Source organism: Streptosporangium sp. NPDC003464 (genome assembly GCF_053588315.1).
Map to the genome: position 1 here is coordinate 1 of NZ_JBSFPS010000539.1, position 1,653 is coordinate 1,653.

General features: G+C 57.2%; 2 rRNA genes. Both read left to right on the forward strand.

The features are described from left to right. Positions 1-1,387 (forward strand): 23S ribosomal RNA (locus ACWDS7_RS48320); the annotation flags it as partial. Between the two features lie 145 nt (positions 1,388-1,532). Beyond that, positions 1,533-1,649, forward strand: a 5S ribosomal RNA gene (gene rrf, locus ACWDS7_RS48325). Positions 1,650-1,653: the final 4 nt, after the last annotated feature.

Sequence of the window (1,653 nt, forward strand, 5' to 3'; positions counted from 1 at the left end):
CTGAGATGTGATGCCGAGCCGATTGTGGCGAAGTGGGTGATCCTATGCTGCCGAGAAAAGCCTCTAGTGAGTGTCGTGGCGGCCCGTACCCGAAACCGACTCAGGTGGTCAGGTAGAGAATACCAAGGCGATCGGGTGAACTGCGGTTAAGGAACTCGGCAAATTGCCCCCGTAACTTCGGGAGAAGGGGGGCCTTCGCTGGTGATGGGACTTGCTCCCTGAGCTGGTGGGGGTCGCAGAGGCCAGGGGGAAGCGACTGTTTACTAAAAACACAGGTCCGTGCGAAGTCGTAAGACGATGTATACGGACTGACGCCTGCCCGGTGCTGGAACGTTAAGGGGACCGGTTAGTGGGATTCGTCCCGCGAAGCTGAGAACTTAAGCGCCAGTAAACGGCGGTGGTAACTATAACCATCCTAAGGTAGCGAAATTCCTTGTCGGGTAAGTTCCGACCTGCACGAATGGCGTAACGACTTCCCCGCTGTCTCAACCGCAGACCCGGCGAAATTGCACTACGAGTAAAGATGCTCGTTACGCGCAGCAGGACGGAAAGACCCCGGGACCTTCACTACAGCTTGACATTGGCGTTTGGAACGGTTTGTGTAGGATAGGTGGGAGACGGTGAAGCTGTCACGCTAGTGATGGTGGAGTCATTGGTGAAATACCACTCTGGTCGTTTTGGACGTCTAACTTCGGTCCGTGATCCGGATCAGGGACAGTGTCTGGTGGGTAGTTTAACTGGGGCGGTTGCCTCCTAAAGAGTAACGGAGGCGCCCAAAGGTTCCCTCAGCCTGGTTGGCAATCAGGTGTCGAGTGTAAGTGCACAAGGGAGCTTGACTGTGAGACCGACGGGTCGAGCAGGAGCGAAAGCTGGGACTAGTGATCCGGCGGTGGCTTGTGGAAGCGCCGTCGCTCAACGGCTAAAAGGTACCCCGGGGATAACAGGCTGATCTTCCCCAAGAGTCCATATCGACGGGATGGTTTGGCACCTCGATGTCGGCTCGTCGCATCCTGGGGCTGGAGTAGGTCCCAAGGGTTGGGCTGTTCGCCCATTAAAGCGGTACGCGAGCTGGGTTTAGAACGTCGCGAGACAGTTCGGTCCCTATCCGCTGCGCGCGCAGGAGACTTGAAAGGAGCTGTCCCTAGTACGAGAGGACCGGGACGGACGAACCTCTGGTGTGCCAGTTGTTCCGCCAGGAGCACGGCTGGTTGGCTACGTTCGGAAGGGATAACCGCTGAAAGCATCTAAGCGGGAAGCTCGCCTTGAGATGAGGTCTCCCACCCGTGAGGGGTAAGGCTCCCAATAGACGATTGGGTTGATAGGCCGGAGGTGGAAGCACAGTAATGTGTGGAGCTGACCGGTACTAATAGGCCGAGGACTTGACCACAAAGCATACCTTGTTGGTTTCTGCAGCGCTCTGTCCCTTCGCCGGGTCCGGAGCAGCGCGAGATCAGGGTTGTTGCCCGCGTCCACTATGCGATTCTGAAACAGCGAACACCGCGACATGTGTGTGTTTGACAGTTTCATAGTGTTACGGCGGTTATGGCGAAGGGGAAACACCCGGTTACATTCCGAACCCGGAAGTTAAGCTCTTCAGCGCCGATGGTACTGCACCGGGGACGGTGTGGGAGAGTAGGTCGCCGCCGGACAATC